Below are 25,260 nucleotides of genomic sequence, written 5' to 3' on the forward strand. Positions count from 1 at the left end.
TTCCGAGGCCGCCTTTTCGCGCGGCCCGCCAGGCCTTGATATGACAGAGCAAGACAAGTCCCCCGCCGCCGATGCCCCCGCACAGGAAGCCGGGCGCCAGGACGCTCCTGGACCCAGCGCGCAGGAGCAGGCGTTGTCGGCCGATCTGGCGCCACTGCGCACCCAGATCGACACCGTCGACCGTGAACTGCTGGCGCTGCTCAATCGTCGCGCCCAGCTCGCCCTCGACGTGGGCGAGGTCAAGAAGAAGTACGGCGCCCCGGTATTCCGTCCCGAACGCGAGTTGCAGGTGATCCGCAAGGTGCAGGGCGCCAACCCCGGACCGCTGCTCGACGAAAGCGTGGCATCGATCTGGCGCGAGGTGATGTCCGCGTGCCGCGGCCTGGAAAAGCCGCTTGAGATCGCCTTCCTGGGCCCGGCCGGAACGTTTTCCGAGCAGGCGCTCTACGCGCACTTCGGCCACGAGGTGACGGGCGTGCCGTGCCCCAGCATTGACGAAGTGTTCCGCGCCGTGGAGGCCGGTACCGTCGAGTACGGCGTGGTGCCGGTAGAGAACTCGACCGAGGGCGCGGTGTCGCGCACGCTCGATCTGTTCCTGCAGACGTCGCTCAAGATCAGTGGCGAGATCGCGCTGAAGGTCCACCACAACCTTATGGCATCCACGCCGGACATGAAGGGTGTGACCGTCGTGCGTGCCCATGCGCAGGCGCTCGCGCAGTGCCAGAACTGGCTGTCCGCGAACTATCCGCATCTGGAGCGCCAGGCTGTGTCCAGCAATGCCGAGGCCGCGCGCATGGCCAGTGAGGACCCTACCGTTGCGGCGATTGCCGGTGAATCGGCGGCCAATCGCTATCACCTGCACATTATCCGTTCGCACATCCAGGACGATCCGCACAATCGCACCCGTTTCGCAGTGATCGGCCGCTATGAGACCGAGCCTTCTGGCAGCGATCAGACCTCGTTGATCCTGTCGGTGCCGAACAAGGCGGGCGCCGTGTATCAACTGCTGGCGCCACTGGCCGAGAATGGCGTGTCGATGTGCCGGTTTGAGTCGCGCCCGGCGCGCAGCGGCGCGTGGGAGTACTACTTCTACGTGGATGTGGAAGGCCATCAGCACGAACCGGCCGTGACGCGGGCGATCGAGACGCTGCGTCGCAATGCCGCGTACCTGAAGGTGCTGGGCTCGTACCCATCCAGCAAATAACGGCAGCGAGGAGACAGATATGGCAGTGCAGGAGAACGCGGCTGACTACTTTGGTCCGTCCTATGTGCGCAAGATCTCGCCGTATATCGCGGGCAAGCCGATCTCGGAAGTGGCTCGCGAATTCGGACTCGACGAGGCGCGCATCGTCAAGCTGGCGTCGAACGAGAACCCGCTTGGCATGCCGGCCTCGGCAAAGGCGGCTATCGCCGCCGCGACGGAGGATCTGGGCCGCTATCCGGACAGCAACGGCTTCGAGCTGAAGGCGAAGCTGTCGGAGAAATACGATGTGCCGGCCGAGTGGCTGACGCTCGGCAACGGTAGCAACGACATTCTGGAACTGGCCGCGCACGCATTGGTGCGCAATGGCGAGTCGATCGTCTACGCCGAGTACTCGTTTGCGGTCTACGCACTGGCTACGCAGGAAGTTGGCGCGCGCGCCATCGAGGTCAAGTCGCGCGACTATGGGCACGATCTCGATGCGATGGCTGCGGCGATTGCGCCCGACACCAAGCTCGTCTTCATCGCCAATCCGAATAACCCGACAGGCACATTCGTGTCCGCCGCCGAGATCGAGGCTTTTCTGGCCAAGGTGCCGCCGCATGTGGTGGTTGTGCTGGATGAGGCCTACAACGAGTATCTCGATGCGGGCCAGCAGTACGAATCGGTTGCCTGGGTGCGCAAGTATCCGAACCTGATGGTGTCGCGGACGTTCTCGAAGGCCTATGGGCTGGCGGGGCTGCGGGTCGGCTATGGCGTGGCACAGCCCCAGCTTACCGATCTGCTGAACCGTGTGCGACAGCCGTTCAACGTCAACAGCCTCGCACAGGCTGCTGCTGTGGCAGCGCTCGACGATACGGCGTTTCTGCAACGCAGCGCCGAATTGAATCGTCAGGGCAAGGCGCGGCTGGTGGAAGCGTTCGAGCGGAGTGGGCTCGAGTACGTGAAATCGTCCGGCAACTTTGTCATGGTTCGCGTGGGTGGCGACGATGGCGCTGGCGCGCGGGTCAATCTGGCGCTGCTGAAGCAAGGTGTGATCGTGCGCCCCGTGGCCAACTATGGCCTGCCGCAGTGGCTGCGCGTGACGATCGGTCTGCCGGAAGAGAACGACGCGTTTATCGCGGCGCTGGAACAGGCCCTGAAGTGAAACTCAAGCATGTCTGAAACCGTGAGCGCATTGCATTTTTCGAAAGTCGTGATTGTCGGCGTCGGCCTGATTGGCGGATCGCTGGCGCTGTCGCTCAAGCGCGCGGGCGTGGTGGGGACGGTCGTGGGTGTAGGCCGTTCTGCGGCGTCGCTGGACAAGGCCAAGGCGCTCGGCGTCATCGACGAGGCCGCATCGCTTGAGGACGCGATGCGAGGCGCAAGTCTGGTGGTGCTGTGCGCGCCCGTGGCGCAGAATTTCGCACTGCTCCACGCGCTGGAACCACATCTGCAGCCGGGCACGATCGTGACCGACGCAGGCAGCACCAAGTCCGACGTCATCATGGCGGCCAAGACCGCGCTCGGCGACAAGGTTGCCCAGTTCGTGCCCGCCCATCCGATCGCGGGTCGTGAGCTGAACGGCGTGGAGGCTGCGCTCGACGACCTCTACGCAGGCAAGAAGGTGGTGCTTTGCCCGTTGCAGGAAAACTCGCGGGCGGACGTGGCCGCTGTGCGCGCCATGTGGGAAGCCACGGGTGCTGATTGCCACGTGATGTCGGCCGTGCAACACGATGCCGTGTTTGCGTCGGTCAGCCACCTGCCGCATCTGCTGTCGTACGCGCTCGTGGCCCAGGTGGCCAACGCGGAGGACGCGGCACTGAAGCTGGACTTTGCGGGCGGTGGCTTCCGCGACTTCACGCGCATCGCGGCGTCGTCGCCAGAGATGTGGCGCGATATCTGCATCGCCAACAAGGATGCGTTGCTGCGCGAGATCAGTATCTACGAGTCCGTGCTGGCGCATCTGAAGACCAAGATCAAGGAAGGCGATGGCGCGGCGCTCGAACGGCTGTTCGCGCGTGCCAGCGACACACGCCTGAAATGGGGCGCCGCACGGACGGCTGCCAACAACGTCGAACCCTGATGCCGCCAGCGCGCGCGGCGCGCAACGGCCATGCTGCAGAAAACATGGAACAACTGACCCTCGGCCCCCTGACCCGTGCTTCCGGCACGGTGCGCCTGCCCGGCTCCAAGAGCATCTCCAATCGCGTGCTGCTGCTGTCGGCGCTCGCCACCGGCGAGACGCGCGTCCGCGACCTGCTCGATTCCGACGACACGCGCGTCATGCTCGAAGCGCTCAAGGTACTCGGCGTGGCATGGCGGCGCGAGGGCAACGACTGCATCGTGTCCGGCGTGGGCGGAAATTTCCCGAACAAGGCGGCAGAACTGTTCATGGGTAATGCCGGCACCGCGATCCGGCCGTTGACCGCCGCACTGGCGCTGCAAGGCGGTACGTACAAGTTGAGCGGCGTGCAGCGGATGCATGAGCGGCCGATCGGCGATCTGGTCGATGGCCTGCGGCAGGTCGGCGCATCGGTGGATTACCTGGGCACGCCCGGCTACCCGCCTTTGCAGATCAACCCGGCGCAGATTCGCATTGATGCACCGATCCGTGTGCGCGGCGATGTATCGAGCCAGTTCCTGACCGCGCTGTTGATGACGTTGCCAATGGCCCAGGCGCAATCGGGTCGCATCGAGATAGAAGTGGTCGGCGAATTGATTTCGAAGCCGTATATCGAGATCACGTTGAACTTGCTGGCACGCTTTGGTATTGCCGTTGAGAGACAGGGCTGGGAGCGCTTTATCCTGCCGGCCGGCGCGCGGTACCGTTCGCCGGGCGAGATTTACGTTGAGGGCGATGCGTCCACGGCATCGTACTTCCTGGCGGCGGGCGCCATCGGCGGTGGCCCGGTACGCGTGGAAGGTGTGGGCATGGCGAGTATCCAGGGCGATGTTCGGTTTGCCGATGCGCTGAACCGGATGGGCGCCAACGTGATGGCCGGTGACAACTGGATTGAGGTGCGCGGCACCGAGCGTGACGACGGCCGACTCAACGGCATCGAGCTCGACTGCAATCACATTCCTGATGCAGCGATGACGCTGGCCGTGGCCGCGCTGTTCGCGGAGGGCACCACCACGCTGACCAACATCGCCAGCTGGCGGGTCAAGGAAACGGACCGCATCTCGGCGATGGCGACGGAGCTGCGCAAGCTTGGCGCCGAGGTGGAGGAGGGGGCTGACTACCTGAAAGTGACGCCGCCGGCCTCACCGACGACGTGGCAGACCCCGGCTGCTGGAATTGGCACCTATGATGACCATCGGATGGCCATGTGTTTCTCGTTGGCCGCATTCGGCCCGTTGCCCGTGAAGATCAACGACCCCGGCTGTGTGGCAAAGACGTTCCCCGAGTACTTCGAGGTATTTGCCGGAGTGGCGCGGTAAGCGGTCACTCAGCCCGGGAGGCCATGATCAGGCGGCGGCGTAACGGGCCGCCGTCTTTGCTTCGGGGGTTGCTGCATGGGTTTTGGCCTGGCGTTCGCGGCGCTCCCAGAATTTGTCGAAGAAGTAGTGAGCCACCGTGTTCACGGCGGGCTCGATGAATGTAATCGCGCCGCTGATGGCCAGGCTGCCCGTCAGGGCGTAGGTCACGCTGAAAGCGATGCCCAGATGCATGATGCCGAAGGTCAGGGTCTTGGCCATGGTAGATTGCCTCGCGTTTGGGAATTCAGGGCGGTTGCGCGACCGCTTTTGTGGGGGAGCCGGGAGAGGGAAGGCCGGTAGCCGCGCAACCATGAGTCAAATGATAATGAGTATCAATTGATTCTAGAAATTAATAGTTTTTACGTTGGTAATAATCAATGACTATCGTTGATGTCATCACCATTGATGGCCCGACGGCATCCGGTAAGGGTACCGTGGCGCACAAAGTGGCGGATGCTCTCGGCTTTCATCTACTCGACAGCGGCGCGCTGTACCGTCTCGTGGCGCTGGCGAGCGACCGTGCAGACGTTGGCGTGCAGGACGTCGACACCCTTGCAAAAATGGCCGCGCGTCTCGATGTCAAGTTCGGCCCGGACCGGGTATGGCTGTCCGGCGAGGAAGTCAGTCAGACGATTCGCCTCGAAGCCATCGGTAACCGCGCGTCCGCGATCGCCGTGCACCAGCCCGTGCGTGATGCGTTGACTGCACTCCAGCGCGGCTTCCGCAAGCTCCCGGGCCTGGTGGCCGACGGCCGCGACATGGGCACGGTGATCTTCCCGGATGCCCCGCTCAAGGTGTTCCTGACCGCAAGCGTGGAGGCCCGCGCTCGTAGGCGCTATAAACAATTGATTGATAAGGGAATTTCTGCTAATATCGAAGACCTTTTGCGTGACCTTGAGGAACGCGACGCGCGGGATCGCACCCGTGCCGCCGCGCCGCTGCGTCCCGCTGAAGGCGCTTATCGCCTCGATACGTCAGAAATGACGGTGGAAGAGGCGGTGGCGCAGGTGCTGGAGTGGTTCGCCGCAGTGCGGTGATTAAAACCACTAGGCGCCAACCTGGACCTGTATCGGAACCCAACCCGTCCGGTACCGGTTGTTCAACTTGACCCCGCTGCGCAAGGCAGACTGAGCGCGATAGTCGCGCCGGCCCGCGTACTGCGGATTGCTAAATTACGTTTATGTCCGACCTGCAAACTAACGAATCCTTTGCCGCACTGTTCGAGGAATCGATCGCCCGCTCCAATATGAAGGCTGGCGAAGTGATTTCCGCTGAAGTCGTGCGCATCGACCACAACTTCGTGGTCGTCAACGCCGGCCTCAAGTCCGAGGCATTTGTGCCGGTGGAGGAGTTCCTGAACGACCAGGGCGAACTCGAAGTGCAGGCCGGCGACTACGTGTCCGTGGCCATCGACGCGCTCGAGAACGGCTATGGCGACACCATCCTTTCCCGCGACAAGGCCAAGCGCCTGGCATCGTGGCTGAACCTCGAGAAGGCGCTGGAAGACGGCGAGATCATCTCGGGTACCGTGACCGGCAAGGTCAAGGGCGGCCTGACCGTCATGGTCAACGGCATCCGTGCTTTCCTGCCGGGTTCGCTCGTCGACGTGCGTCCGATCAAGGACACCACGCCGTACGAAGGCAAGACCCTGGAATTCAAGGTCATCAAGCTCGACCGCAAGCGTAACAACGTCGTGCTGTCGCGCCGCGCCGTGGTGGAAGCCACGCTGGGCGAAGAGCGTCAGAAGCTGATGGAAACGCTGAAGGAAGGCGCGATCGTCAACGGTATCGTCAAGAACATCACCGACTACGGCGCGTTCGTGGACCTCGGCGGTATCGACGGCCTGTTGCACATCACCGACCTGGCATGGCGTCGTGTGCGTCACCCGAGCGAAGTGCTGTCGGTTGGCCAGGAAATCACCGCCAAGATCCTCAAGTTCGACCAGGAAAAGAACCGCGTCTCGCTGGGCGTGAAGCAACTGGGCGAAGATCCGTGGGTGGGCATCTCGCGCCGCTACCCGCAAGGCACCCGCCTGTTCGGCAAGGTGACCAACCTGACCGACTACGGCGCGTTCGTCGAGATCGAAGCCGGTATCGAAGGTCTGGTGCACGTGTCCGAAATGGACTGGACCAACAAGAACGTGGCTCCGTCGAAGGTTGTCCAGCTGGGCGACGAAGTGGAAGTCATGGTTCTGGATATCGACGAAGACAAGCGTCGTATCAGCCTGGGCATGAAGCAGTGCAAGGCCAATCCGTGGGACGATTTCAGCCGCAACCACAAGAAGGGCGACAAGCTGACCGGCCAGATCAAGTCGATCACCGACTTCGGCGTGTTCATCGGTCTGCCTGGCGGCATCGACGGCCTGGTGCACCTGTCCGACCTGTCGTGGCAAGAGTCGGGCGAAGAAGCCGTGCGCAAGTACAAGAAGGGCGACGAAGTGGAAGCTGTCGTTCTGGGCATCGACGTCGACAAGGAACGCATCTCGCTGGGCATCAAGCAACTGTCGGGCGATCCGTTCAACAACTTCATCTCGGCCAACGACAAGGGCTCGCTCGTGAATGGCACGATCAAGGCCGTTGACGCGAAGGGCGCCGTGGTGCAGCTGGCTGACGACGTGGAAGGCTACCTGCGCGCTTCGGAAATCTCCGCCGATCGCGTGGAAGACGCCCGCAACGTGCTGAAGGAAGGCGAGCAGATCACCGCCCTGGTGGTGAACGTCGACCGCAAGTCGCGCAACATCAACCTGTCGATCAAGGCCAAGGATTCCGCAGAGCAGCAAGAAGCGATGCAGAAGTTCCAGGCTGACACCGGCACGGCTGGCACGACCAACCTCGGCGCACTGCTGAAGGCCAAGCTCGGCCAGGACAACCAGTAATATCGAGCCGCGCCGCGCGCAGCGAGACCGCCCATGACCAAGTCAGAGCTCGTCGAAAAACTGGCTGCCCGCTTTCCGCAGTTGCTGCTGCGGGATGCGGACATCTCGGTGAAAACGATTCTCGACGCGATGTCCGAGGCGCTGGCCGATGGCCATCGCATCGAAATCCGAGGTTTCGGCAGTTTTGGTTTGAACAAGCGGCCGCCCCGCGTGGGCCGCAACCCCAAGTCCGGCGAACGAGTGCTGGTGCCCGAGAAACGGGTGCCGCACTTCAAGGCTGGCAAGGAGTTGCGCGAACGCGTCGATCGTACGGTGGCGCAGGGCGGCGGCATGAACGGCAACGGTCATGCCCCGCACGGCAAATCCGGGCAATCGCAGCTTGGCTCGCAATCGCCGGCGTCGTTGCACGATGATGGTCAGCTCAATCTGGTACGGTCCTGATCGGACTGGAAGGCTTGCTGGCCTGACTGGAAGTCTGTTGGAAAGCGCTCCCTCGGGGGCGCTTTTTTGTTGCGCAACTGTTGAGCCGACCTAGTCGCGATGCGACCAATGGTTACCGTTTGTCATAAGTGATTCCGTTACAATGCCGGGAATCCGTCGCCGGAGATGTCCGGATGCGTTTCCTGCATATCCTGACGATTCCGATCCAATTTCGATGGCTCTGACCGCATGAAACTCGTCGCCTGGATTTTCCGCATTGTCCTGTTCGTCCTGTTGTTCGTGCTGGCCCTGCGAAACACTGGCGATGCATCCCTGCAACTGTTCTTCGGTGCGGTCTGGCATGCGCCGCTGATCCTGATCCTGCTGGCAGCATTTGCCCTGGGCATCGTCGCGGCATTGGCTGCCGTGGCGCCAGGACTGATGCGACAGCGCATGGAGGCAGGGCGCTTGCGACGGGCGCTTGGCGAAGCGCGGGCAACGTCGCCCGCCGAGGCAGTGCCGCCCGAGGCCAAGCCCGGCGTTCCTTATAACGTAGTCGGTCCGAAAGTCTGACCCATGATGTTTGAAACCTGGTGGCTGCTGGCGTTGCCACTTGTCTTTGGCCTAGGCTGGATGGCGGCACGCTTTGATCTGCGCCAGCTCATCAGCGAGCAGGGTGCCTTGCCGCGCTCGTACTTCAAGGGCCTCAATTTCCTGCTGAACGAACAACCGGATCAGGCCATCGACGCCTTTGTCGAAGTGGCGCGCCTCGATCCGGAAACCACCGAGCTTCACTTCGCGCTCGGCGCGCTGTTTCGCCGCCGTGGCGAAACCGAACGCGCGATTCGCGTGCACCAGAACCTTGCCACGCGTCCCGATCTGCCGGAGCCCGAACGCGAACACGCGCTATATGAGTTGGGGCAGGACTTCCTGCGCGCCGGCCTGCTAGACCGTGCGGAAGAGTCGCTGCGCCGGCTGATGTCCGGTCCCTACGCGGCCTCGGCCAAGCGTGTGCTGCTCGAACTGTATGAAGTCGAGAAGGAGTGGCAGAAAGCCATCGAAGCGGCACGCGAACTGCAAGCACTCGACCAGCAGGACTATCGCGTACAGATCGCCCAGTTCTGCTGCGAGCTGGCCCAAGATGCGCTGCTGAAGAAGCGTCCCGAGGATGCGGTGGAATGGCTGCGCCGTGCCATGCAGGAGAATCCCGCCAATGTGCGTGCGCCGATCCTGCTTGGCGACGTCTCCGCCGCAGGCGGTGACACTGAAGGCGCGCTCAAGCAATGGCTAGCGATCGAAGCGCAGGATGCCGCCTATGTGCCGCTCGTCGCCGACAAGGTCGTGAAGGCGTATGCGACGCTCGGCGAACAGGGCAAGGTACTGGAGTGGTTGCACGGCCTACTGAAGGGCAACCTGGCCCCCGAACTGCTCGATACGGCGTATCGCACCGAACTTGAAGTGAACGGCCCCGTGGCCGCGGCTGCTTTGATGCGCGAGCAACTGCGTCGCCAGCCGACGCTGCTCGCCTTGACCAAGTATTTCGAGGCACAGGCCGCCGAGAACCAGGCGGCGCAGGAGCAGTCAGCCGAATCCGCCGAAGGTGGTGGGGATGCCGTGGTCGCCCCGCAGGCGCAGGAAACGGCCGCCATCCGCGATCTGCTGCAACTGCGCACTCGCAATCTGGCGCGTTATACCTGCCGTGAATGTGGCTTCCGTGCCCGCCTTTTCTACTGGCAATGCCCTGGCTGCAACCGCTGGGAAACGTATGCGCCACGCCGCTCCGAAGCGCTGGGCTAAGCCGCTACACGCAATGCCCCGGGCGATCAAGATCATTACTATTCTGGAGCTTCCGCAATGAAAGTCACGATTATCGGTAGCGGCTATGTCGGTCTGGTGACCGGCGCCTGTCTGGCCGAACTCGGCAACTCCGTGTTCTGCCTCGATGTCGACGAAAAGAAGATCGCGCTGCTGAATGCCGGCGGCGTGCCGATCTACGAACCAGGCCTGAAAGAGCTGATTGACCGCAACCGTGCGGCCGGCCGCCTGACGTTCTCGACCGATGTTGCCGCCAGCGTCGAACATGCCGACGTACAGTTCATCGCCGTGGGTACCCCGCCGGACGAAGACGGCTCGGCGGATCTGAAGTACGTGCTGGCAGCGGCCCGCAATATCGGCCGGCATATGACCGGCTTCAAGGTGGTGGTGGACAAGTCGACCGTGCCGGTTGGCACAGGCGATCGCGTCAGCGCCGTGATTCGCGAGGAACTGGCCGCGCGCGGTCTGGAAGACCTGCAGTTCTCGGTGGTGTCGAACCCCGAGTTCCTGAAGGAAGGCGCGGCCGTGGAAGACTTCATGCGTCCGGACCGTATCGTGCTGGGCTGCGCGCCCGACGTTGCGGGCCGCCATGCGCAGGCGATCATGCGTCAGCTCTACTCGCCGTTCAATCGTAACCACGAGCGCACGTTCTATATGGATGTCCGTTCGGCCGAGTTCACCAAGTACGCCGCGAACTCGATGCTGGCCACGCGTATCTCCTTTATGAACGAGCTGGCCAATCTGGCCGACGAGGTCGGTGCGGACATTGAACTCGTGCGCCTCGGCATCGGTTCGGATCCGCGTATTGGCTATAGCTTCCTGTACGCCGGCGCAGGCTATGGCGGTTCGTGCTTCCCGAAGGACGTGCAGGCGCTGATGCGCACGGCTAGCGCCCACGGCAAGCCGATGCGCGTGCTGGAGGCCGTGGAGGCCGTCAACGATTCCCAGAAGCAGGTGCTTGGCGACAAGATCATCAAGCGTTTTGGCGAGGATCTGACAGGCAAGACGTTTGGTGTCTGGGGTCTGGCATTCAAGCCAAATACCGACGATATGCGCGAGGCGCCGTCCCGCGTGCTGGCGCGCGAGCTGATTTCGCGCGGCGCGTCGTTGCGCGTGCATGATCCGGTGGCGATGGAAGAGGCGCGTCGCGTGATCGAGCTCGATCTGGCCGATATTCCGGACGCCATGGCGCGCATCCAGTTCTGCAATGCCCAGATGGACGTGCTCAAGGATGCCGACGCACTCGTGATCGTGACCGAATGGAAGGTGTTCCGCAGCCCGGATTTCTCGCAAATTCGTAACATGCTCAAAACGCCTGTCATTATTGATGGTCGTAATCTCTACGAACCCGATGCCATGGCCGAGGCCGGCATCGAGTACCACGCGATCGGGCGCTCGAGCTCGGCGCGCTGACCCGTTCAATCCGCGTATCCGTGAGAGCCCGATCGAGCCGCGTCCCAGTTGGGCGCGGCCAGGGCGCAAAGGGAAGTTCATGAGCAAGAACCCGATTTCGCTGGATCAGATCCGACAAGCGCAAGTGCTGGTAGTGGGCGACATGATGTTGGACCGCTACTGGTTCGGCGATGTCGAACGCATTTCTCCCGAAGCCCCCGTGCCGGTGGTGCAGATCAAGCGCAGCGACGAGCGCCTGGGCGGCGCCGCCAACGTGGCGCGCAACGCCGCCGCGCTGGGCGCGAAGGTTGGCATGTTGGGGGTGGTCGGTGACGACGAACCCGGCCGCACGCTTGAGGCGCTGCTCAATGCCAGTCACGTGCAGCCGTACCTGCATCGCGATGCCAGCCTGAACACGACGATCAAGCTGCGAGTGGTGGCCCACCAGCAGCAACTGCTGCGTGTCGATTTCGAAAATGCGCCGGCCAGCGAAGTGCTGGCGTCGGTGCAGGAACGCTTCGGCACGCTGATCAGCGACTACAAGGTGCTGGTGCTGTCCGACTACGGCAAGGGCGGGTTGACGCATGTCGGCCGCATGGTCGAGGCAGGCCGCGCCGCCGGGCGGGCCGTGCTTGTCGATCCCAAGGGGGATGACTACTCGCGCTATCGCGGCGCCACGCTGATCACGCCGAACCGCGCGGAAATGCGTGCCGTGGTGGGTGCCTGGAAGACCGAGGCGGACCTGACGATCCGCGCCCAGAACCTGCGGCGCGAGCTGCAACTCGAGGCGCTGCTACTGACACGCTCGGAAGAGGGCATGACGCTCTACACCGAGGCCGAAGTCCTGCATGTCTCGGCGCAGGCGCGCGAGGTCTATGATGTATCGGGGGCCGGTGACACTGTCATCGCCACGCTGGCCACCATGCTCGGCGCGGGCGTGCCGCTCAAGGAAGCGGTTCAGCACGCCAATCGTGCCGGCGCCATCGTTGTCGGCAAGCTGGGTACCGCCGTTGTTACTTATTCCGAATTGTTCGGCGCTGCCTGAGCGGCGCCACCGAGCCTGAATCCGCCATGACCATCATCGTGACCGGCGCTGCCGGCTTTATCGGCAGCAACATCGTCAAGGGCCTGAACGAGCGCGGCGAGACGAACATCATCGCCGTGGACAACCTGACCCGTGCCGAGAAGTTCAACAATCTCGTCGACTGCGAGATTGCCGACTACCTGGACAAGACCGACTTCGTCGCCCGCTTCGCGCGCGGCGATTTCGGCAATGTTCGCGCGGTATTCCATGAAGGCGCCTGCTCCGACACGATGGAGACCGACGGTCGCTACATGATGGAGAACAACTACCGCTACACGCTCGCCTTGCTGGAGGCGTGCCTGGAGCAGGGCGCCCAGTTCCTGTACGCGTCGTCGGCGGCCACTTATGGCGCTTCGACGATGTTTCGCGAGGACCGTGACTACGAAAAGCCGCTGAACGTCTACGGCTACTCCAAGTTCCTGTTCGACCAGGTGGTGCGCCGTCGCCTGTCTTCCGCCCATTCGCAGATCGTGGGCTTCCGCTACTTCAACGTCTACGGGCCGCGCGAATTCCACAAGGGCCGTATGGCGTCGGTGGCGTTCCATCACTTCAATCAGTTCCGCGCCGAAGGCACGGTCAAGCTGTTTGGCGAGTACAACGGCTACGCGCCGGGTACGCAGAGCCGGGACTTCGTGTCCGTGGAGGACGTGGTTAAGGTCAATCTGTACTTCCTGGACCATCCCGAGAAGTCCGGCATCTTCAACCTCGGTACAGGCCGGTCGCAGCCGTTCAACGACATCGCCGTCTCGGTGGTCAATGCGCTGCGCGAGTCGGAAGGCAAGCCGGCGCTCTCGCTCGACGAAATGGTGCAGGAAGGGCTGGTCGAGTACGTCAAGTTCCCTGATGCCCTGCGCGGCAAGTATCAATGCTTCACGCAGTCGGATGTATCGCGCCTGCGTGGGGCGGGCTACAGCGACCAGTTCCTGACCGTGCAGGAAGGCGTCAGCCGGTACTGCAAGTGGCTGCTGGAGCGAAGCGCCTAAGGTTCGTTTGCAGGGTGCGTTCGTCGTCCCCTGTTGCGTGGAAGCCGCGGACTGCAACGCGGTTATTTTGATTCGACACACAATGGCGCGAAGGTTGTGAACCTTCGTGTCCAGACCCTTCCGACACCTGCTCGGACTCCTATCCTGCGTTTGCCCGTCGCCACCCGGCGGCCGGGCATCAACCAGACCAATGAACAGGAGTCTTTCTGATGCGCAGGACGTTCGATCTTTCCCTCCCTGAAATCTCGCTGCATCGCTGTATGCGTACCGCGCGCCGCGTGGGCGCCGCAATCGGGCTTTCGATGTCGATCCTGGCCATGAGCCCGGCCTATGCTGATGTCGATGTCAACAGTGCCGACGAAGTGGCGCTTGCCACGGTCAGGGGCATTGGGCCGGCCACCGCCAAGCGTATCGCCGATGAGCGCGGCAAGAACGGTGCATTCAAGGATGCCAACGACCTGGTAGATCGGGTCCCTGGCATCGGGCCGAAATCGGTGGCCAACTTGCAGGCAGCGGGGTTGAGCTTCGGCAAGGCGCCGGACGTCGCGCGCAAGGATGCCCGGCCAGCGCCCAAGGCTGCCGCCCGCTGACGCCAGCGGATCCGCACCCGGGTCAACAATCGCAGGCTGGTATGCGTTGTGCTTGCGGTACGAGGTGCCGTTTGCACGGCCCGGGGTGCGGAGTATCATGCGCAACGCCACTGCCGACAGTGGTCGCCGGGCCGTGCAATCCGACAAAACCATCGAACAAGACCAACCAACTGGCGTGCCTGATGTGAGCCGGGCCGCCGCTGAAAAGGGAGAGAACAACATGGCGAATGGCCAGGACAATGCTGGGGGGGAAGGTTTTTTTCCGAAGTGGCGGCTCAAGACCGAGGGCGTGATCGGCCCCGACGAGCGCCTGCCCGCCGGACAGACGCTGCTGGCGGGTATCCAGCACGTGGTGGCGATGTTCGGGTCGACCGCGATCGCGCCGATCCTGATGGGTTTCCATCCCAATATCGCCATCCTGTTCTCGGGCATCGGCACCCTGCTGTTCTTCCTTTTTGTTCGCGGTCGCGTGCCTAGCTATCTCGGCTCGAGCTTTGCGTTCATCGCCGTTGTTATCGCGGCCACTGGCTATGCGGGTAGTGGTCCGAATCCCAATATTCCCCTGGCGCTGGGCGGCATCATCGCGGCGGGCGCGTTATATACGATCATCGGCCTCGTCGTGCAGGCAGTTGGCTACGGTTGGGTGGAAAAGCTGATGCCGCCGGTCGTGACTGGCGCGATCGTCGCGGCAATCGGCCTGAACCTTGCGCCGGTGGCGGTCAAGGCGGTCAGCGCCGCGCCGCTCGATACCTGGGTGGGCTTGCTGACCGTGCTGGCTGTCGGCCTGATCGCCGTGCGCGCGCCAGGTATGCTTGGCCGCCTGCCGGTGCTGCTGGGCGGACTGGCCGGCTATCTCGCCTACTACGTTGCCACCAACCTGATGGGGCTGGGCAAGGCCATCGACTTTTCGGGTGTGGTGGCGGCGAGCTGGTTCGGCATGCCGGAGTTCACGGCGCCGGTATTCCAGGCCAATGCCATGCTGCTGATCGCGCCGGTGGCCATCGTGCTCGTGGCGGAGAATCTCGGGCATATCAAGGCGATCGGCGTCATGACTGGCCGCAACCTCGATCCGTACATCGGCCGCGCCTTCATCGGTGACGGTGTAGCGACGATGTTGTCGGCGGCCGGTGGCGGCACTGGCGTGACCACCTACGCTGAGAACATGGGCGTGATGGCGGTGACCAAGATCTATTCGACGCTGATCTTCGTGGTGGCGGCCGCCGTGGCTATCCTGCTCGGCTTCTCGCCGAAGTTCGGTGCGCTGATCCTGACGATCCCGGGGCCGGTGATCGGGGGCCTGACCATCGTCGTGTTCGGCCTGATTTCGGCGACGGCCGGCCGCATCTGGGTGCAGAACCACGTCGATTTCTCAAGCTCGCGCAATCTGATTACCGTGGGCGCCACTCTGACGGTGGCTGCCGGCGATTTGACCCTGAAGCTTGGCGGCCTGACGCTTGGCGGCATCGGTACCGCGACGTTTGGCGCCATCCTGCTGTACCACCTGCTCGGCAAGGGCCGGACACAGGAGCAGGGCCTGACGCATTGATCTGCCACAGGGAATCCCGCCGGCTGGGCGCCTGGAAATGGCCCGGCCGCCGGTGCGGATAAGTTGGGTGCATTACAATGGCCTGCGAAAAACCGACCGACACCGCACCCATGGCTTATAAAACGATTGAAGACACCATTGGCAACACGCCGTTGGTCCGACTCCAACGCATTCCCGGCACCGCGATCGAGGCACGCGGCAATGTGATTCTCGGCAAGCTTGAAGGCAACAACCCGGCAGGTTCGGTCAAGGACCGTCCGGCGGTGTCGATGATCCGCCATGCCGAGGCCCGTGGCCGCATCAAGCCCGGCGATACGCTGATCGAAGCAACTTCCGGCAATACCGGCATCGCGCTGGCCATGGCCGCGGCTATCCGCGGCTATCGCATGGTCCTGATCATGCCCGAGGACCTGAGTCTCGAGCGTCGCCAGAGCATGGCGGCGTATGGCGCTGAAATCATCCTGACGCCGGTCAAGGGTGGCATGGAATATGCCCGCGATCTGGCCGATGCCATGGAGCGTGACGGCAAGGGCGTGATCCTCGACCAGTTCGCCAATCCGGACAATCCGCTGGCGCACTACGAGACGACTGGCCCGGAGATCTGGAAAGACACTGACGGTCGCGTGACCCACTTCGTTTCGGCGATGGGCACCACGGGCACGATCACCGGCGTGTCACGCTATCTGAAGGAAAAGAACCCGCTGATCCAGATCATTGGCGCGCAGCCGGCTGAAGGCTCGCGTATCCCGGGTATCCGCAAATGGCCGGAAGCGTATCTGCCGAAGATCTACGATCCGAAGTTCATTGATCGCCAGGAGCCCGTGACGCAGGCCGATGCGGAGCATATGGCTCGCCGCATGGCGCGTGAGGAAGGCATCTTTGCAGGTATCTCTGCCGCAGGCGCCCTGTGCGTGGCGCTGAGGATTGCCGAAGAGGTCGAGAATGCGACGATCGTGTTCGTCGTGTGCGATCGCGGCGACCGCTATCTGTCGACGGGCGTGTTCCCGGCCTGATCGCCCGGACCTGCCCTGAAAGAAAGGCCCCGCAGGCTTGCGCCGCGGGGCCTTTTTCTTTGCTGTTGCCGCTGGGCGTTCAGGCCATGGCGGCCTTCACGGCCTCACCAAGCTGATACACCGTCAGCGCGTAGAAGAAGCTCCGGTTGTACCGCGTCAGCACGTAGAAGTTGCGCAGGCCGATCACATATTCGGTCGGCTGGTCAGGCGTTGGGAGATCGGCGATCAACACGCCTGTTTCGCCTTCGCGGGCGACGTCGATGGGTTCGTCCACGCGCAGTCCGGCGCGCGTGAGCTGGTTGAGCGTGCGTGTCGGCCACGGTTCGCCGTCGGCCGCGGCCGCGGCAACGCCTCGGCTGCCATCGTCGTTGGCGATCTGCCAGACCACCGGACGTCCCTGTTCCCAGCCATGCAGTTGCAGGAATCGGCCGACGCTGCCAATGGCATCGGTCGGGCTATTGCGCAGGTCGATATGCCCGTCGCCGTCATAGTCGACCGCGTACTCGCGCAGACTCGTGGGCATGAACTGCGGGATGCCGATTGCGCCGGCATAGGAGCCCAGCACCGAAAATACGTCGGTCTTGGTGTCGCGGCACCAGAGCAGGTAGTCGGCGAGCTGATTCCGGAAGAGCTTGGTGCGCGCCTCACGGTTCGGGGTGTCGGGGTAGTCGAACGCCAGCGTCGAGAGCGAGTCCAGGACGCGGAAGTTGCCCATATCGCGCCCGTAGATCGTCTCCACCCCGATGATGCCGACGATGACCGATGCCGGCACGCCGAACTCGGCCTCGGCGCGACGCAGCGTCTCGCGGTTCTGCTGCCAGAAGCGCACGCCGGCGTTGATGCGGATCGGTTCGATAAAGCGTGACCGGTACGCCCGCCAGCTTTTCTTGCCCGGGGTGGTCGGCGGCATGATCAGCCGTGCGACCGTCGTGGAATAGACCGCCTGGCTGAACCAGCCCTCGAGTTCGGCCCGCTGGAAGCCGTTGCTGGCCACCATCTCGTCGATGAATGCGCGGGTTTGCGGATGATTCTGATAGCGGCCCGGTTCGATCTCCTCTTCCCGGACGCTCACGCGGCGCTTGCCGGCGGCGAGAAGCCGAGGAGAAATGCCGCACAGGCCCAATGCGGCAGCGGTGAGTGCGGCGCCCAGCAGCGGGCGGCGCAGGGTGCGCTGGTGGTCGGTCATGTTGTCCTTTGCAAGTCGCACCGAGTATAGCGGATGCGATGTACGCGACGCCTCGTCGAGGGCGTATTCCGGCGTGCCGTACACGACAGCCAACAGGCGTAGAAGCGCGGGGCACGTCATGTGCTAACGTAGCGTCTGGAGACGAACTTGACCCAAAACGAATAATGTCAACGGGCTACTACACGCATCCGTCGTTCCTGATGCATGAGATGGGGCATTTCCATCCTGAATGCCCGGAACGCCTGCAGGCTATCGAGGACCATCTGATTTCGCATGGGATGGATGGCCTGCTGGACCGGCGGGAGGCGCCGGCTGCCACCGACGCGCAAATCGAGCGCGTGCATCGACCCGAATATGTGGCCAGCCTTGCCGCGATGAGTCCCGCCACCGGCTACCACCCGATCGATCCCGATACCCTGATGAACCCGCACACGCTCACCGCTGCCAGACATGCGGCTGGTGCGGCGGTGGCTGCCACGGATGCCGTCATTGCCGGCGAACTGGAGAACGCGTTCTGCTGTGCGCGTCCGCCGGGCCATCATGCCGAGCCCGATCGCGCGATGGGATTCTGTTTCTTCGATAACGTGGCGATCGCGGCACGACATGCGCTGACGGCGCACGGCCTGTCGCGCGTGGCGATCGTCGATTTCGATGTGCACCACGGAAACGGCACCGAGGCCGCCTTCCGCGACGACCCGCAGGTGCTGATGTGCAGCTTTTTCCAGCACCCGTTCTACCCGTACAGCGGCACGGAGCACTTCGCGCCGAACATGTCGAACATCCCGCTGCCCGCGTACTCCAACGGCCTGGCCGTGCGCGAGGTCGTGGAAACGATCTGGCTGCCGCGGCTCAATGAATTCAAGCCCGAGATGCTGTTTATCTCCGCCGGCTTTGATGCGCACCGCGAGGATGACCTCGGACAGATGGGGCTGGTCGAGCAGGACTATGCGTGGATCACGCAGCAGCTCGTTGACGTGGCGCGCGCTCATGCGAAGGGCCGCATCGTGAGTTGCCTGGAGGGGGGGTACAACCTTAGCGCCCTGGCGCGAAGCGTATTCGCCCACCTGAAGGTGCTGGTCGAGACCTGAAAGTGACAAAAGCACCTCTTATTCGGGCGTCTATATGACGCTAGCGCATAAAGCCATCGAAAAAATCTCGTTTGAGGTATGAAGCGGATCGCATAAAATGTTCGCTTCACAAAAATAAAGTGCGGCAACAACGCAGGGGACCCCGCGATGTTGCCGTTTTCTTTTTACTTTCCATGATTGAACTGCAAGGACTCTCGCAGCGGTTCCCCGGCGGATCGGGGGAAGTTCATGCGCTGAGGGACGTCAGCCTCTCCATCGCCTCCGGTGAGATCTTCGGCATCATCGGCCGAAGCGGCGCCGGCAAGAGCACGCTGGTGCGCGCCATCAACCTGCTGAACCGGCCCACCAGCGGCCGCGTGATCGTCGCCGGCCAGGATCTGACCGCGCTCGACAAGGGCGCGCTGCGCGAGGCCCGCCGCGAGATCGGCATGATCTTCCAGCACTTCAACCTGCTGTCGTCGCGCACGGTCTATGACAACGTGGCGCTGCCGCTCGAGCTGGCCGGCAAGTCGAAGCAGGAGATCGCGTCGACGGTGGAACCGCTGCTCGAACTGGTCGGGCTGTCGAAGCTGCGTGACCGCTATCCCGCCCAGATCAGTGGCGGGCAGAAGCAGCGCGTCGGCATTGCGCGGGCCCTGGCCAGCAAGCCGAAGGTGCTGCTGTCGGACGAGGCAACCTCGGCGCTGGATCCTGAAACGACGCGCGCGATTCTCGACCTGCTCAAGCAGATCAATCGCGAGCTTGGCCTGACCATCGTGATGATCACGCACCAGATGGAAGTGATCAAACAGGTTTGCGACCGCGTGGCCGTGCTCGAGGCCGGCCAGGTGGTGGAATCGGGTCGCGTGATCGACGTGTTCCTGCGTCCGCAGCACGAAGTCACGCGCGCGATGATCGGCGACGTCATTGCCCAGGAACTGCCGGTGAGCGTGCTCAAGCGCGTGGAAAGCCGTCTTGGCAATGGGCGCGATCACGTCTATCGCCTTGCTTTTACGGGCGAAAACGTCGATCAGCCGGTACTGGCACAGGCAATCCGCCAGCACGGGCTCGATTTCAACATCCTGCATGGCCATATCGATGAGATCCAGGGCCAGGCATTTGGCTCGCTGGCAATCATGGCCACGGGCGAACTGGCCGATGTACGCGCGGCCATGGACTATCTGCAGTCGCAAGGCGTAGTGGTGGAGGAGTTCGAACATGTGGTCTGAGATGTTTGACCTGTTCCTGTCGTCGTTCGGCGAGACCCTGCTGATGGTGGCGATTTCTGGCGTGGTTGGCTCGCTGCTGGGCGTGCCGCTGGGCGTGCTGCTGCATCTGACGAATCGTGGTGGTGTGCTGTCGCACCCGCTGTTCAACCGCACGATCGGCGTGGTCGTCAACGCCGTGCGTTCGATCCCGTTCATCATCCTGCTCGTGGTGGTGATCCCGTTCACGCGTTTCATCGTCGGTTCCTCGATCGGCACCACGGCTGCGGTCGTGCCGCTGACGATCGCGGCGATCCCGTTCATCGCCCGTCTGGTGGAGGCCTCGTTGCGCGAGGTCGACAAGGGGCTGGTGGAGGCCGCGCAGTCGATGGGCGCCACCACGGGCCAGATCGTCTGGAAGGTGCTGCTGCCAGAGGCCATGCCCGGTATCGTGGCCGGTCTGACCATCACGTTCGTCAGCCTGGTTGGCTATTCGGCCATGGCCGGCGCGATCGGCGGCGGCGGGCTGGGTGACCTCGGCATCCGCTACGGCTACCAGCGCTACATCACGGAAGTCATGGTTGCCGTGGTGGTGATCCTGATCGTGTTCGTGCAAGCCGTGCAGAGTTTCGGCGACTGGCTGGTCCGCCGCATCAGCCATCGCTGATACAACGGCCGCTCAAATCAATCAAAGCAACGCAAAGCAATTCACAGGGAAACCTTGGGGTAAAACATGCAACGTCGTAACGTGCTGAAGGGCGCCATCGTCGCGCTGGGTGTGGTGGTGTCGGCTGGCGCATTCGCGCAGGAAAAGCCGATCAAGGTCGGCGTGACGGGTGGCCCGCACGCCCAGATCATGGAGCAGGTGAAGAAGGTGGCAGCCAAGGATGGTCTGACCATCCAGGTGGTGGAGTTCAGTGACTACATCCAGCCGAACGCCGCGCTGGCTGCCGGCGATCTGGATGCCAACAGCTACCAGCACCTGCCGTACCTCGAGGCACAGATCAAGGACCGTGGCTACAAGTTCACGAACGTGGCCTTCACGGTGACGTTCCCGATGGGGGTCTACTCGAAGAAGATCAAGTCGCTTGACCAGATCAAGCAGGGGGCCCGCGTCGGCGTGCCGAACGATCCGACGAATGGTGGTCGCGGCTTGCTGCTGCTGCAAAGCAAGGGCCTGATCAAGCTGCGCCCCGACGCCGGCCTGAAGGCGACGCCGCTCGACGTGGTCGAGAATCCGAAGAAGATCAAGCTCGTGGAGCTCGACGCCGCCCAGCTGCCGCGCTCGCTCGACGACCTTGATGCTGCCGCGATCAATGGCAACTACGCGGAATCGGCTGGCCTGTCGCCCACCCGCGACGCGATTGCGATGGAAGGTCCGAAGGGCCCGTACGCCAACCTGATCGCGATCCGCGAGGCCGACAAGAACAAGCCGTGGGTGGCCAAGCTCGTGAAGGCGTACCACTCGCCGGAAATCAAGCAGTACATCCAGGCTACGTTCAAGGATTCTGTGATCACTGCGTGGTGATCTTTTCGAGGTTTTCATCCAAACCCTGTGCGCGCAGGGCATCCTGCGGCACAATGGCGTGAAAATTTTCTGAGTTGCCGGCTATGCCCGGCAATTCTTTGCCTATAAAATAGTACGATCGTTCGAAAATCAAAAGCGCCGCCACCCCGGTGGTTATAATGGCGAGCGATTCAAAAAATTTTGGACTATCAGCTATCAGTGGAGTGAGCGCATGAAAGTACTCGTCGCAGTCAAGCGGGTGGTGGACTACAACGTCAAGGTCCGCGTGAAGTCGGATGGCACGGGCGTCGACCTGGCCAACGTGAAGATGAGCATGAACCCGTTCGACGAAATCGCCGTGGAAGAGGCCGTGCGCCTGAAGGAAGCCGGCGTCGTCACCGAGGTGATTGCCGTGTCGTGCGGCGTGGCGCAATGCCAGGAGACCCTGCGTACCGCGATGGCCATCGGCGCCGACCGTGGCATCCTGGTCGAGTCGAACGAAGACCTGCAGCCGCTGGCCGTGGCCAAGCTGCTCAAGGCCCTGATCGACAAGGAGCAGCCGCAACTGGTGATCCTGGGCAAGCAGGCCATCGACGATGACTCGAACCAGACCGGCCAGATGGTGGCCGCGCTGGCCGGCATGCCGCAAGCCACCTTCGCCTCGAAGGTCGTGCTGGCTGACGGCAAGGCATCGGTGACCCGTGAAGTGGACGGCGGTCTGGAGACCGTGTCGATCAAGCTGCCGGCCGTGGTGACCACCGACCTGCGCCTGAACGAGCCGCGCTATGTCACGCTGCCGAACATCATGAAGGCCAAGAAGAAGCCGCTGGAAACCGTCAAGCCGGAAGATCTCGGCGTCGACGTGAAGCCGCGTCTGTCGACCGTGAAGGTCGTAGAGCCCGCGAAGCGCAGTGCTGGCGTGATGGTCCCGGATGTGGCCACGCTGGTGCAGAAGCTGAAGACGGAAGCCAAGGTTATCTGAGCGCGGGGGAGATAGAACATGACTGCACTCGTCATTGCTGAACACGACAATCAATCGATCAAGGCCGCCACGCTGAACACCGTGACGGCAGCTGCCCAATGCGGCGGCGATGTCCACGTGCTGGTGGCCGGCTCGAACGCCAAGGCTGCCGCCGATGCCGCCGCGAAGATCGCCGGCGTGTCGAAGGTCCTGCTGGCCGACGCACCGTACTTCGGTGACGGCCTGGCCGAGAACCTCGCCGAGCAGATCCTGGCCGTGGCCAGCGACTACTCGCACATCCTGGCTCCGGCTACCGCCTCGGGCAAGAACGTCCTGCCGCGCGTGGCCGCCAAGCTGGACGTGGCACAACTGTCGGACATCACCAAGGTCGACTCGCCCGACACGTTCGAGCGCCCGATCTACGCTGGCAACGCCATCGCCATCGTGAAGTCGTCGGACAAGATCAAGGTCATCACCGTGCGCGGTACCGGCTTTGACGCCGCCGCTGCCGAGGGTGGCTCGGCTTCCGTGGACACGATTCCGGTCGTGGCTGACGCTGGCATCTCGCAATTCGTGTCGCGTGAAGTGACCAAGAGCGATCGTCCGGAACTGACCGCCGCCAAGATCATCGTCTCGGGTGGCCGTGGCGTGGGTTCGGGCGAGAACTACACCAAGGTGCTGACGCCGCTGGCCGACAAGCTGGGCGCTGCGCTGGGCGCATCGCGCGCGGCAGTCGATGCCGGCTTCGTGCCGAACGACTACCAGGTTGGTCAGACCGGCAAGATCGTTGCCCCGCAGCTGTACATCGCCGTCGGTATCTCCGGCGCGATCCAGCATCTGGCCGGCATGAAGGACTCCAAGGTGATCGTCGCGATCAACAAGGATGCCGAAGCCCCGATCTTCTCGGTGGCCGACTACGGTCTGGTGGGCGACCTGAACACCGTGGTGCCGGAGCTGGTGGCCGCACTGGGCTGATAGGTAACACCGGGCTTATGGCCTGATCGGCCGGCGGAAAGCCGGTCGATCGAACAAGAAGAATGAAGCCGTTCCGGGTATCGCCCGCGAGCGGCTTTTTTGCAAACGCTGGAGACATTAATGACCTATCGTGCACCGCTCAAGGACATGCAGTTCGTCATGAACGAGCTGGCGGGCCTGGAAAGCATCAGCCAGTTGCCCGGCTATGAAGACGCTACGCCCGATACGGCACAGGCCGTGCTGGAAGAGGCCGCGAAGTTCAACGAACAGGTCGTGGCGCCGCTGAACCGCGCGGGCGATCTGAACCCGAGCAGCTGGAAGGATGGCGTGGTGACCACGACGCCGGGTTTCAGCGACGCGTTCCGCCAGTTTGGCGAAGGCGGCTGGCAGGGCGTGCTGCATCCGGTCGATTTCGGCGGCCAGGGTCTGCCGAAGCTGGTGGCCACGCCGTGCAACGAGATGCTGAATGCCGCGAACCTGTCGTTCGCGCTCTGCCCGTTGCTGACTGACGGCGCGATCGAGGCGCTGCTGACTGCCGGATCGGATGCCCAGAAGGAAACCTTCCTGCCGAAGCTGATCTCGGGCGAGTGGACCGGCACGATGAACCTGACCGAGCCGCAAGCCGGTTCGGATCTGGCCGCCGTGCGGACCCGCGCGGAGCCGCAGGGCGATGGCACGTTCAAGGTCTTCGGCACCAAGATCTTCATCACGTATGGCGAGCACGACATGGCGGAGAACATCGTCCATCTCGTGCTGGCACGCACCCCGAACGCGCCCGAAGGCGTGAAGGGCATTTCGCTGTTCATCGTGCCGAAGTTCCTGCTCAATGCGGACGGCTCGCTGGGCGAGCGCAACGATGTGCATTGCGTGTCGATCGAACACAAGCTCGGTATCAAGGCCAGCCCCACAGCCGTGCTGCAGTTCGGCGATCACGGTGGCGCCATTGGCACGCTGGTTGGCGAGGAGAACCGCGGGCTTGAGTACATGTTCATCATGATGAACTCGGCACGCTTCTCGGTGGGCATGCAAGGCATCGCCGTGTCCGAGCGTGCTTACCAGCAGGCCGTGGCGTTCGCGAAGGAGCGCGTGCAAAGCCGTCCGGTCGATGGCTCGGCCCGCGAGGCCGTGACGATCATCCATCATCCGGACGTCAAGCGGATGCTGATGACGATGCGCGCGCTGATCGAAGGCGCTCGCTCGGTGGCCTACGTGGCCGCCGCCGCGAGCGACGTCGCGCACCAGCATCCGGATGAGGGCGTGCGTCGTCAGAACATGGCGCTGTACGAGTTCCTGGTGCCGGTGGTGAAGGGGTGGAGCACGGAGCTGTCGATCGACGTGACCAGCCTGGGCGTGCAAGTTCACGGCGGCATGGGATTCATCGAGGAAACCGGCGCGGCACAACACTATCGCGACGCGCGCATCCTGCCGATCTATGAAGGCACGACCGCGATCCAGGCGAACGATCTGATTGGCCGTAAGACCGTGCGCGATGGCGGTGCCATGGCACGCGCGATCTGCGCGCAGATCGCCGAGACCGAAGCGGCGCTGGGCAAGCACGGCGGTGACGCGTTCACGGCGGTGCAGGCGCAACTGAAGCAGGGGCGTGAAGCGCTGGAGGCCGTGGTGGCGTTCGTCATCGGCAGCGCGAAGGCGGACCCGAATGCCGTGTTCGCCGGTAGCGTGCCGTACCTGAAGCTGTGCGGCATCGTGTTCTCGGGCTGGCAGTTCGGCCGTGCCATGCTGGTTGCCGATGCGAAGCGCGCGGAAGATCCAGCCTTCTACGACGCAAAGATCGCGACGGCGCATTTCTTCGGCCAGCACATCCTGTCCCAGGCATCGGCATTGCGCGCCGCGATTGTGGACGGTGGCGCTCCGGCCAACGCGCTGACGGCGGATCAGTTCTGATCCGGCGCACCGGGTATCAAGGCAATGAAAAGGGCGACCCCTCGGGGTCGCCCTTTTTTTCGTCACCGTGCCG

The 25,260-nt window shown here is 63.2% G+C and carries 24 protein-coding genes; 22 read left to right on the plus strand and 2 right to left on the minus strand.

All coding sequences use genetic code 11. From position 1 onward, the window contains the following. The first annotated feature begins 40 nt into the window (after positions 1 to 40). The 4 genes from pheA to aroA are packed head-to-tail and all read left to right on the plus strand — an operon-like array spanning position 41 to position 4,624. On the plus strand, positions 41 to 1,204 hold the full coding sequence (gene pheA, locus K6G35_RS03535; RefSeq protein WP_040010928.1) for a prephenate dehydratase: 1,164 nt from the start codon (positions 41 to 43) through the stop codon (positions 1,202 to 1,204). A gap of 19 nt (positions 1,205 to 1,223) precedes the next feature. Beyond that, positions 1,224 to 2,348 carry a histidinol-phosphate transaminase gene (gene hisC, locus K6G35_RS03540; protein ID WP_008643653.1) on the plus strand — a complete coding sequence of 375 codons (1,125 nt, stop codon included), beginning with the start codon at positions 1,224 to 1,226 and terminating at the stop codon, positions 2,346 to 2,348. Positions 2,349 to 2,357: 9 nt separating this feature from the next. Further along, entirely contained in the window at positions 2,358 to 3,266 is a 909-nt protein-coding gene (locus K6G35_RS03545; RefSeq protein ID WP_008643654.1) for a prephenate dehydrogenase, read from the plus strand. A 44-nt stretch (positions 3,267 to 3,310) separates the two neighbouring features. Continuing rightward, entirely contained in the window at positions 3,311 to 4,624 is a 1,314-nt protein-coding gene (aroA, locus tag K6G35_RS03550) for a 3-phosphoshikimate 1-carboxyvinyltransferase (protein ID WP_008643655.1), read from the plus strand. A gap of 27 nt (positions 4,625 to 4,651) precedes the next feature. On the opposite strand, the gene K6G35_RS03555 is transcribed toward aroA, so the two are convergent. After that, positions 4,652 to 4,882 (minus strand): DUF2061 domain-containing protein, encoded by a 231-nt coding sequence (locus tag K6G35_RS03555; RefSeq protein WP_008643656.1) that lies wholly within the window; start codon positions 4,880 to 4,882, stop codon positions 4,652 to 4,654. Between the two features lie 158 nt (positions 4,883 to 5,040). Between K6G35_RS03555 and cmk the strand changes: the two genes are divergently transcribed. From cmk to cysM, 11 genes are all read left to right on the plus strand, one after another. Further along, complete coding sequence (cmk, locus tag K6G35_RS03560; protein WP_008643657.1) at positions 5,041 to 5,700, plus strand: (d)CMP kinase; 660 nt, start codon at positions 5,041 to 5,043, stop codon at positions 5,698 to 5,700. A 143-nt stretch (positions 5,701 to 5,843) separates the two neighbouring features. Beyond that, complete coding sequence (gene rpsA / locus K6G35_RS03565) at positions 5,844 to 7,538, plus strand: 30S ribosomal protein S1 (RefSeq protein WP_008643658.1); 1,695 nt, start codon at positions 5,844 to 5,846, stop codon at positions 7,536 to 7,538. A 33-nt stretch (positions 7,539 to 7,571) separates the two neighbouring features. Continuing rightward, positions 7,572 to 7,979 (plus strand): integration host factor subunit beta, encoded by a 408-nt coding sequence (locus K6G35_RS03570; protein ID WP_008643659.1) that lies wholly within the window; start codon positions 7,572 to 7,574, stop codon positions 7,977 to 7,979. Positions 7,980 to 8,207: 228 nt separating this feature from the next. Beyond that, positions 8,208 to 8,531 carry a LapA family protein gene (locus tag K6G35_RS03575; protein WP_008643660.1) on the plus strand — a complete coding sequence of 108 codons (324 nt, stop codon included), beginning with the start codon at positions 8,208 to 8,210 and terminating at the stop codon, positions 8,529 to 8,531. 3 nt (positions 8,532 to 8,534) lie between these two features. Then, on the plus strand, positions 8,535 to 9,755 hold the full coding sequence (gene lapB / locus K6G35_RS03580; protein ID WP_495676101.1) for a lipopolysaccharide assembly protein LapB: 1,221 nt from the start codon (positions 8,535 to 8,537) through the stop codon (positions 9,753 to 9,755). Between the two features lie 57 nt (positions 9,756 to 9,812). Further along, on the plus strand, positions 9,813 to 11,186 hold the full coding sequence (locus K6G35_RS03585; RefSeq protein ID WP_008643662.1) for a UDP-glucose dehydrogenase family protein: 1,374 nt from the start codon (positions 9,813 to 9,815) through the stop codon (positions 11,184 to 11,186). Between the two features lie 79 nt (positions 11,187 to 11,265). Then, entirely contained in the window at positions 11,266 to 12,210 is a 945-nt protein-coding gene (gene rfaE1, locus K6G35_RS03590; protein ID WP_008643663.1) for a D-glycero-beta-D-manno-heptose-7-phosphate kinase, read from the plus strand. Between the two features lie 26 nt (positions 12,211 to 12,236). Then, positions 12,237 to 13,232 (plus strand): ADP-glyceromanno-heptose 6-epimerase, encoded by a 996-nt coding sequence (gene rfaD / locus K6G35_RS03595; protein ID WP_008643664.1) that lies wholly within the window; start codon positions 12,237 to 12,239, stop codon positions 13,230 to 13,232. Positions 13,233 to 13,441: 209 nt separating this feature from the next. Continuing rightward, on the plus strand, positions 13,442 to 13,822 hold the full coding sequence (locus K6G35_RS03600; RefSeq protein ID WP_008643665.1) for a ComEA family DNA-binding protein: 381 nt from the start codon (positions 13,442 to 13,444) through the stop codon (positions 13,820 to 13,822). A gap of 220 nt (positions 13,823 to 14,042) precedes the next feature. Further along, positions 14,043 to 15,368, plus strand: a complete 1,326-nt coding sequence (locus tag K6G35_RS03605) for a solute carrier family 23 protein (RefSeq protein WP_200876273.1) — start codon at positions 14,043 to 14,045, stop codon at positions 15,366 to 15,368. A 110-nt stretch (positions 15,369 to 15,478) separates the two neighbouring features. Then, on the plus strand, positions 15,479 to 16,381 hold the full coding sequence (gene cysM, locus K6G35_RS03610) for a cysteine synthase CysM (RefSeq protein ID WP_029309853.1): 903 nt from the start codon (positions 15,479 to 15,481) through the stop codon (positions 16,379 to 16,381). Between the two features lie 79 nt (positions 16,382 to 16,460). Here cysM and mltB read toward each other — a convergent pair whose 3' ends face one another. Beyond that, positions 16,461 to 17,567: a lytic murein transglycosylase B gene (gene mltB / locus K6G35_RS03615; RefSeq protein WP_035881564.1), complete on the minus strand. Its 1,107-nt coding sequence runs from the start codon at positions 17,565 to 17,567 to the stop codon at positions 16,461 to 16,463. Positions 17,568 to 17,731: 164 nt separating this feature from the next. Here mltB and K6G35_RS03620 point away from each other — a divergent pair, with 164 nt between their 5' ends. The 7 genes from K6G35_RS03620 (at position 17,732) to K6G35_RS03650 (ending at position 25,187) form a co-directional block, all read left to right on the plus strand. Next, positions 17,732 to 18,655, plus strand: a complete 924-nt coding sequence (locus K6G35_RS03620) for a histone deacetylase family protein (protein ID WP_495676102.1) — start codon at positions 17,732 to 17,734, stop codon at positions 18,653 to 18,655. A 173-nt stretch (positions 18,656 to 18,828) separates the two neighbouring features. Then, the gene (locus tag K6G35_RS03625; protein WP_495676103.1) at positions 18,829 to 19,863 is read left to right on the plus strand and encodes a methionine ABC transporter ATP-binding protein; all 1,035 of its coding nucleotides are present in this window, start codon (positions 18,829 to 18,831) and stop codon (positions 19,861 to 19,863) included. Then, complete coding sequence (locus K6G35_RS03630; RefSeq protein ID WP_008643675.1) at positions 19,853 to 20,506, plus strand: methionine ABC transporter permease; 654 nt, start codon at positions 19,853 to 19,855, stop codon at positions 20,504 to 20,506. Before K6G35_RS03625 ends, K6G35_RS03630 begins: the two co-directional genes overlap by 11 nt. A gap of 66 nt (positions 20,507 to 20,572) precedes the next feature. Further along, positions 20,573 to 21,367: a MetQ/NlpA family ABC transporter substrate-binding protein gene (locus K6G35_RS03635; RefSeq protein WP_495676104.1), complete on the plus strand. Its 795-nt coding sequence runs from the start codon at positions 20,573 to 20,575 to the stop codon at positions 21,365 to 21,367. A 211-nt stretch (positions 21,368 to 21,578) separates the two neighbouring features. Beyond that, positions 21,579 to 22,328 carry an electron transfer flavoprotein subunit beta/FixA family protein gene (locus tag K6G35_RS03640; RefSeq protein WP_008643682.1) on the plus strand — a complete coding sequence of 250 codons (750 nt, stop codon included), beginning with the start codon at positions 21,579 to 21,581 and terminating at the stop codon, positions 22,326 to 22,328. An 18-nt stretch (positions 22,329 to 22,346) separates the two neighbouring features. Beyond that, positions 22,347 to 23,282 (plus strand): electron transfer flavoprotein subunit alpha/FixB family protein, encoded by a 936-nt coding sequence (locus K6G35_RS03645; RefSeq protein ID WP_008643684.1) that lies wholly within the window; start codon positions 22,347 to 22,349, stop codon positions 23,280 to 23,282. Between the two features lie 120 nt (positions 23,283 to 23,402). After that, a complete protein-coding gene (locus K6G35_RS03650) occupies positions 23,403 to 25,187 on the plus strand; it encodes an acyl-CoA dehydrogenase (RefSeq protein WP_008643685.1) in 1,785 nt (594 codons plus the stop codon). The last annotated feature ends 73 nt before the right edge of the window (positions 25,188 to 25,260 follow it).

The sequence above is a fragment of the Cupriavidus sp. HY129 genome (assembly GCF_059492215.1).

Bases quoted from the DNA above. Each gene is read 5' to 3' on its own strand.
- pheA (WP_040010928.1), top strand. From the start codon at position 41: ATGACAGAGCAAGACAAGTCCCCCGCCGCCGATGCCCCCGCACAGGAA.
- hisC (WP_008643653.1), top strand. From the start codon at position 1,224: ATGGCAGTGCAGGAGAACGCGGCTGACTACTTTGGTCCGTCCTATGTG.
- K6G35_RS03545 (WP_008643654.1), top strand. From the start codon at position 2,358: ATGTCTGAAACCGTGAGCGCATTGCATTTTTCGAAAGTCGTGATTGTC.
- aroA (WP_008643655.1), top strand. From the start codon at position 3,311: ATGGAACAACTGACCCTCGGCCCCCTGACCCGTGCTTCCGGCACGGTG.
- K6G35_RS03555 (WP_008643656.1), bottom strand. From the start codon at position 4,882: ATGGCCAAGACCCTGACCTTCGGCATCATGCATCTGGGCATCGCTTTC.
- cmk (WP_008643657.1), top strand. From the start codon at position 5,041: ATGACTATCGTTGATGTCATCACCATTGATGGCCCGACGGCATCCGGT.
- rpsA (WP_008643658.1), top strand. From the start codon at position 5,844: ATGTCCGACCTGCAAACTAACGAATCCTTTGCCGCACTGTTCGAGGAA.
- K6G35_RS03570 (WP_008643659.1), top strand. From the start codon at position 7,572: ATGACCAAGTCAGAGCTCGTCGAAAAACTGGCTGCCCGCTTTCCGCAG.
- K6G35_RS03575 (WP_008643660.1), top strand. From the start codon at position 8,208: ATGAAACTCGTCGCCTGGATTTTCCGCATTGTCCTGTTCGTCCTGTTG.
- lapB (WP_495676101.1), top strand. From the start codon at position 8,535: ATGATGTTTGAAACCTGGTGGCTGCTGGCGTTGCCACTTGTCTTTGGC.
- K6G35_RS03585 (WP_008643662.1), top strand. From the start codon at position 9,813: ATGAAAGTCACGATTATCGGTAGCGGCTATGTCGGTCTGGTGACCGGC.
- rfaE1 (WP_008643663.1), top strand. From the start codon at position 11,266: ATGAGCAAGAACCCGATTTCGCTGGATCAGATCCGACAAGCGCAAGTG.
- rfaD (WP_008643664.1), top strand. From the start codon at position 12,237: ATGACCATCATCGTGACCGGCGCTGCCGGCTTTATCGGCAGCAACATC.
- K6G35_RS03600 (WP_008643665.1), top strand. From the start codon at position 13,442: ATGCGCAGGACGTTCGATCTTTCCCTCCCTGAAATCTCGCTGCATCGC.
- K6G35_RS03605 (WP_200876273.1), top strand. From the start codon at position 14,043: ATGGCGAATGGCCAGGACAATGCTGGGGGGGAAGGTTTTTTTCCGAAG.
- cysM (WP_029309853.1), top strand. From the start codon at position 15,479: ATGGCTTATAAAACGATTGAAGACACCATTGGCAACACGCCGTTGGTC.
- mltB (WP_035881564.1), bottom strand. From the start codon at position 17,567: ATGACCGACCACCAGCGCACCCTGCGCCGCCCGCTGCTGGGCGCCGCA.
- K6G35_RS03620 (WP_495676102.1), top strand. From the start codon at position 17,732: ATGTCAACGGGCTACTACACGCATCCGTCGTTCCTGATGCATGAGATG.
- K6G35_RS03625 (WP_495676103.1), top strand. From the start codon at position 18,829: ATGATTGAACTGCAAGGACTCTCGCAGCGGTTCCCCGGCGGATCGGGG.
- K6G35_RS03630 (WP_008643675.1), top strand. From the start codon at position 19,853: ATGTGGTCTGAGATGTTTGACCTGTTCCTGTCGTCGTTCGGCGAGACC.
- K6G35_RS03635 (WP_495676104.1), top strand. From the start codon at position 20,573: ATGCAACGTCGTAACGTGCTGAAGGGCGCCATCGTCGCGCTGGGTGTG.
- K6G35_RS03640 (WP_008643682.1), top strand. From the start codon at position 21,579: ATGAAAGTACTCGTCGCAGTCAAGCGGGTGGTGGACTACAACGTCAAG.
- K6G35_RS03645 (WP_008643684.1), top strand. From the start codon at position 22,347: ATGACTGCACTCGTCATTGCTGAACACGACAATCAATCGATCAAGGCC.
- K6G35_RS03650 (WP_008643685.1), top strand. From the start codon at position 23,403: ATGACCTATCGTGCACCGCTCAAGGACATGCAGTTCGTCATGAACGAG.